The sequence below is a fragment of the Mesorhizobium sp. M0514 genome, assembly GCF_040321145.1.
Classification (GTDB): Bacteria; Pseudomonadota; Alphaproteobacteria; order Rhizobiales; family Rhizobiaceae; genus Mesorhizobium.
In genome coordinates, this window is sequence record NZ_JAMYQZ010000189.1 from 1 (window position 1) to 2,804 (window position 2,804).

Annotated in this window: 2 protein-coding genes and 2 pseudogenes; 2 read left to right on the forward strand and 2 right to left on the reverse strand. The window is 60.9% G+C overall.

From position 1 onward, the window contains the following. Positions 1 to 70: 70 nt before the first annotated feature. A pseudogene (locus NKI61_RS32660) lies at positions 71 to 172 on the reverse strand (LysR family transcriptional regulator); the annotation flags it as partial. Positions 173 to 745: 573 nt separating this feature from the next. On the opposite strand from NKI61_RS32660, the gene NKI61_RS32665 reads away from it, so the two are divergent. Together NKI61_RS32665 and NKI61_RS32670 are read left to right on the forward strand one after the other, a co-directional pair. After that, positions 746 to 1,021, forward strand: a complete 276-nt coding sequence (locus NKI61_RS32665; protein ID WP_023673543.1) for an acyl carrier protein — start codon at positions 746 to 748, stop codon at positions 1,019 to 1,021. After that, complete coding sequence (locus NKI61_RS32670) at positions 1,022 to 2,227, forward strand: beta-ketoacyl-[acyl-carrier-protein] synthase family protein (protein ID WP_352842400.1); 1,206 nt, start codon at positions 1,022 to 1,024, stop codon at positions 2,225 to 2,227. It abuts the gene before it with no gap. Positions 2,228 to 2,546: 319 nt separating this feature from the next. On the opposite strand, the pseudogene NKI61_RS32675 reads toward NKI61_RS32670, so the two are convergent. Continuing rightward, a pseudogene (locus tag NKI61_RS32675) lies at positions 2,547 to 2,804 on the reverse strand (transposase); the annotation flags it as partial.

A 2,804-nucleotide genomic window follows, 5' to 3' on the forward strand; every position in this document is an offset into this window, starting at 1 on the left:
GGATCGGCTTAAGCAACCAAATCCTACGTCATTTCAACGGGCTTGCGCCACATCCACCAACCCCCATGAATTTGGTTAGGTTGATGCTGCGTGCCGCCGCCGTGAGGCCGCGCTCGCTAAGCAGCGCGTCGAGAACGACGAGAAGATTCAGATCGAGCCCTTTGAAACGCATGTCTTAGCTATCCATAGCGTGGATGAATTTGATTGAAACAAACGATTTTACCAATTCTCCGGAATGTCGCATGGACTTGGCAGGACCTCACGTGCGCCGATCACTGCCTCTATCGCGTGGCGAGTCCCTTGAGAAGAGCTCGAAAGAGGAAATCTGTCGCGTGCGGTGGAGATTGTACTGGGAATAGAGGCAGCGCTCCAAATCATGTCGAACTCTCCGACGAATGGCGACCGGTACAATAGTTGATCGCAACTGGTCCGGAGCTATGAAACATCTCGATTACATATGAGGTGCCGAGTGAATACGCTGACAGCACCCACCGTCGCAGCGTTTAGCTGACGTTTGACGACGGTTCCTATCCATTTACACGCAGATTCTTGATGTGCTGGCGCAAAAGCGGGAGGCCGGCGACTTTTCTTCGTCATCGGGCTGACGCCGCAGAAGCCGGAACTCGTCCGGTTCCTATGGGCATTGGGCTTGGTCGGCGCACAGGCTCTATGAGGGGCAATTTTGGCAACGCGACGCGACTCGGGTTTTGAACGACGCCGAAAACGCAAGCTGGAAAGGAACAAGATGGCAGATCAACTCGCCAACGAAATAATCGCAATGATCAAGAAGCGCGCCGCGTCGGAGGGCGGCATAGCGCCTGCCACGGGCGGCGAAATAACGGCTGCCACGGGACTGACTTCGCTCGGTATCGATTCACTGGGATTGGCGGACGTTCTCTGGGACCTGGAGCAGGCCTACGGCATCGAGATCGAGATGAATACGGCCGAGGCATGGTCGGATCTCCAGAATGTTGGGGGCATGGTGGAAGCCGTGCGCAGCTTGCTCCCTACGGGGGTGTGAATGGACAGGCGCGTCGTGATTACTGGGATTGGCGGGATTTGCGGGCTTGGAACCAACGCCGCCGCCAGTTGGACAGAGATGCGAGAAGGCCGCTCCGCCATCGGCCCAATCGTCAACTCCGAGTTCCATGAATTGAGGGTCAGGATCGGTGCCGAGATCAAGGCCCTGCCGGAGCATGACATCGACAGCAAGCAACTCATCTCCATGGACCGCTTCAGCCTGCTCGCTGTGCTTGCGGCGCGCGAAGCCATGCGTCAGGCCGGACTTTCCTCCAAAGAGGGAAATAGCTATCGCTTCGGTGCGACGGTGGGCGTTGGCGGCTGCGGGTGGGATGCGATCGAGCAAACCTACCGCGCCATCCTTCTGGGCGGTAAGCGTGCCGCTCTCTTGACTGTACCCAAGGCGATGCCGGGTGCCGCTGCCGGCCAGGTCAGCATGAGTCTCGGCCTGCGCGGGCCGGTCTTCGGCGTCACGTCCGCCTGTTCCTCGGCAAACCATGCGATTGCCTGCGCGGTGGACCAGATCAGGCTCGGCCGGGCCGACGTGATGCTTGCCGGCGGCAGCGAAGCGCCGCTCATATGGGGTGTGCTGAAGGCATGGGAAGCGATCCGCGTGCTTTCGCCCGATACTTGCCGGCCATTCTCGGCCGATCGCCAGGGCCTGTCGCTTGGTGAAGGCGCCGGCATGGCGGTGCTGGAAAGCTACGAGCATGCCCTGGCTCGGGGCGCCACCATCCTTGCCGAAATTGCCGGTGTCGGCCTTTCCGCCGATGCGTCCGGCATCGTCGCGCCGACTGTCGAGGGGCCGGAGGCAGCAATGCGGGCCTGCCTTGCCGATGCCAGGCTGGACGCCGAGGATGTCGACTATCTCAACGCGCACGGCACCGGCACCAAGGCCAACGACCAGATCGAGACGGCGGCGATCAAGCGCGTCTTCGGTCAGCACGCCTCCTCAATGTCCATTTCTTCTACCAAGTCCATGCACGCGCATTGCCTCGGCGCGTCCGGCGCGCTCGAGTTGATCGCCTGCGTGATGGCTATCCGCGAGAGCGTCGTGCCGCCGACTGCCAATTATCGTGAGCTGGACCCCGATTGCGATCTCGACGTCACGCCCAATGTGGCACGCGAGCGCAAGGTGCGCGTGGCACTGAGCAACTCCTTCGCCTTTGGCGGCACGAACGCGGTTCTGGCGTTCAGGCAGGTGTAGAAGCCATGAAAGATGCTTCCGGCAACATTATCTCTCGCACCCAGATGCTTGCCGGATAACCTTGTGAAGGGCGGGTCATTGACCGCCTCGGCGAAATGCGGGAAGTGGCAGCGGAAGCTCGAGGATCCGGGGGTATCGTCTTTGCGAAATTCTTAACTGTTGAACCGGCTTGGACGTACCGCCGCCCCGTAAAAGGTAAGCGAAGCCATGCGGGCTCGGCTTGAGGGTCTGAAGCTGTACACGACAATGTCTGGAAGCCGCAGGGTCGGCTCTGCGCCCGTTATAGTCGCCTGAGTGCTGCCGGCCCGGCCGCGCCGCGGGCTCCGTCAACGAACTTCTTGAACCTGCGGACCTTGCCTGTGTTGGCCGACGCTTCGAAGCGCGCGGTCGTGCTGGCCTCCAGATCCGCGACATGCTTGCGCAGGGTCGGGGTGGGCGCGAGGCCAAAGATGAAGTCGACGTCGTTGGCGCGGCACCAGTCGATGACCTGCGGGTTGCAATAATGGCTATCGCCGCGGAGCAGGATTCGAATGTTCGGCCAGTTGATCTGGATCGCCCGCACCAGACGGCGCAGGTG

Excerpts from the sequence above, each read along its gene's own strand:
- NKI61_RS32665 (WP_023673543.1), top strand. The coding sequence starts at position 746 with ATGGCAGATCAACTCGCCAACGAAATAATCGCAATGATCAAGAAGCGC.
- NKI61_RS32670 (WP_352842400.1), top strand. The coding sequence starts at position 1,022 with ATGGACAGGCGCGTCGTGATTACTGGGATTGGCGGGATTTGCGGGCTT.